We start from the raw sequence: 2,089 nt of genomic DNA on the forward strand, positions 1-2,089 counted from the left end.
CCCTTCGGCGCGCCCGGGGCGGCCCGGACCTCCAGCAGGGTGAATCCGCGCCCCGACACGCCGCTTTCGGGGTGGTTCCTCCCGCTTCGGGGCAGTGCGCCGCACCCGCGCCACCGTCCGATCGTTCTAATCTGACGACTGTCATATCCCCGTCGGCACCTGGATGGATCTCATGTCAGCGGCCCCGCCCGACAACGACGTGCTCTGGGCCCGAGGGATCGTCAAGTCCCACCACGGCACCCCCGCCCTGCGCGGCGTCTCGCTGGGCGTCCGCGAGGGCGAGATGCTCGCCGTCACCGGCCCGCGCGGCTCCGGCAAGTCCACCCTGCTCGGCTGCCTGTCCGCGCAGCTCCCGGTCGACGAGGGCGAGGTGCTGTTCCACGGCGCCCCCGTGCACACCCTGGGCCGGGCCGGGCGCGAGAAGCTCCGCCGCGAGCGCTTCGGCTACGTCGGCCCCGAACCGCACCTGGTGCCGGAACTGACCGCCCTGGAGAACGTCGCGCTCCCGCTGCAGCTGGCCGGCGCCGGCCACCGGGCCGCGTACCGGGCCGCCGGCGAGTGGCTGGAGCGCCTCGACGTCGCCGAGTGCGCCAAGCTGCGGCCCGCCGACCTGCGGCAGGACCTCCGCCAGCGAATCGCCGTCGCCCGTGCCCTGGCCCCCGAGCCGCCGGTGGTCTTCGCCGACGACCCCACCGCCCCGCTGCACCACGACGCCCGCGAGCAGGTCATGCGGATACTGACCAGCGCCGCCCGCTCGCACGCGCTGACCCTCGTCATGGCCACCCACGACCCGGCGCTCGCCCGGTACGCCGACCGCACCGTCCGACTGGTCGACGGCCTGGTCGACGATCCGGTCGCGGCCGCCGAGCCCGACGAGCCCGCCGCCGTCGCCGCCACCGGGCACTGAGGGGCCGGCCGTGTACTACCTCAGACTCGCCCGCGGCTACCGCGTCCTCGACCTCGCCCGCGGGCTGCTCACCGCGACCGCCGCCGCCGTGGTCGCCGCCCTCCTGCTGCGCGCCCTCGGCCGCGCGCTGAACGGCACCGGGGGCAACCTCGAACGGCTGCTCTGGTGCCTGCCGCCGCTGGCCGCCGTCGCCTGGTTCGCCGCCGCCGCGGCCCGCGCCGTCCCCGCCCAGCACCCCGAGCGGATCACCGGCCTCACCGCCGCCGGTGCCGGTCCGGCCCGGATCAGGCTGCTGGTGGCCGGCGAGATCGCGCTCGCCTGCGCGCTCGGTTCGGCGTTCACCCTGCTGCTGTTCCTGATCCTGCGCAACGACATCGCCGGGCCCTCGCTCGCCCCCGACATCGGCATGGGCGTCCCGCTGCCCCCCGCCGCCCCGGTCGCCCTGCTCGCGGTGCTCCCGCTGGTCGCCGGCGTCTCCGCGGCCTGCGCGGTCCGCTTCCCCGAGGGCCTCCCGGGCCGGCCCGCCGAACCCGCCCGCGCCCGGTACACCGCGCTGCGGCTGCTGCTGCCCGCGCCCGTGCTGCTCGCCGGGCTCGGCCTGGAGCTCTACGGGCTGCGCCCCGACGCGACCGACGCCGAGCGCACCCTCGCCCTCCCCGGCGGGCTCCCCGCCACCAGCCCCGCCCTGCTCACCGGCTGGGTGCTGGCCGCCCTCGCCCTCGCCCTGTGGACCGGCCCGCTGCTCGCCCTGGCCGGGCGGCTGCTCGCGCTGCGCCGGCCGGAGCCGCCGCGCCTGCTGGCCGGCCGCGGCCTCACCGCGCAGGCCCGCGGCCTCGGCACACCGCTGGCCGTGCTCACCGCGGCCCTCGCCCTGGTGCTGGTCGCCTGGCGCGGCTGGGCCCGGACCGGGACCGAGGTGCCCGCCCTCACCCTGGTCGAGGGCGCCCTCGTCGTGGCCTGCGCGGTCGCGGCCCTCGCCGCCCGGTTGCACGAACTGCGCGCCGACCGCCGCCCGACCCTCGACGCCCTCGACCGCCTCGGCGCTCCGTCCGGCCTGCTCGCCCGCACGGTCGCCCTGCGCGCCCTCGCCGCGGCCGCCGTGCTGCTGCTGACCGGCGGCCTGACCGTGCTGCTCTGCCCGCTGTAGGGGCGGACGACGAGACCGGGGCCCGGGAGGACGCG

General features: G+C 78.3%; 2 protein-coding genes. Both read left to right on the forward strand.

The features are described 5' to 3' along the window. The first annotated feature begins 172 nt into the window (after window positions 1-172). Window positions 173-907 carry an ABC transporter ATP-binding protein gene (locus tag ACFUEL_RS38965; RefSeq protein ID WP_380242840.1) on the forward strand — a complete coding sequence of 245 codons (735 nt, stop codon included), beginning with the start codon at window positions 173-175 and terminating at the stop codon, window positions 905-907. A 10-nt stretch (window positions 908-917) separates the two neighbouring features. Beyond that, window positions 918-2,054, forward strand: a complete 1,137-nt coding sequence (locus ACFUEL_RS38970; protein WP_380242842.1) for a hypothetical protein — start codon at window positions 918-920, stop codon at window positions 2,052-2,054. Window positions 2,055-2,089 lie beyond the last annotated feature (35 nt).

Origin of the sequence: Kitasatospora sp. NPDC057198 (assembly GCF_042670125.1) — a bacterium.
Taxonomy (GTDB): domain Bacteria; phylum Actinomycetota; class Actinomycetes; order Streptomycetales; family Streptomycetaceae; genus Kitasatospora.

Bases quoted from the DNA above. Each gene is read 5' to 3' on its own strand.
- ACFUEL_RS38965 (WP_380242840.1), top strand. From the start codon at position 173: ATGTCAGCGGCCCCGCCCGACAACGACGTGCTCTGGGCCCGAGGGATC.